The 256-nt window shown below is 52.7% G+C and carries 1 tRNA gene; it reads left to right on the top strand.

The features are described 5' to 3' along the window. Nucleotides 1-70 precede the first annotated feature (70 nt). A tRNA-Leu gene (locus ADF68_RS01265) sits at nucleotides 71-154 on the top strand. Nucleotides 155-256: the final 102 nt, after the last annotated feature.

Raw genomic sequence — 256 nt, 5'->3', positions numbered from 1 at the left:
CAAGCGGTAAGGCAAGGGACTTTGACTCCCTCATGCGTTGGTTCGAATCCAGCTACCCCAGTTATACTTTGCCGGCGTGGCGGAATTGGCAGACGCGCTGGACTCAAAATCCAGTGTCCGCAAGGACGTGCCGGTTCGACCCCGGCCGCCGGTATAGTATTAAAGACAAGGTTTTCAAATCTTGTCTTTTTCTTTATGCGACTTTCAGTCCGTCTCGCTCCGTTAGGTGCGAGACAAAAAAACCACCCGCTATGCG

This window comes from Streptococcus pseudopneumoniae (assembly GCF_001068775.1).
Classification (GTDB): Bacteria; Bacillota; Bacilli; order Lactobacillales; family Streptococcaceae; genus Streptococcus; species Streptococcus pseudopneumoniae_N.
The sequence above is the reverse complement of the archived record's forward strand: the minus strand, read 5'-3'. Positions and strand labels throughout refer to the sequence as shown.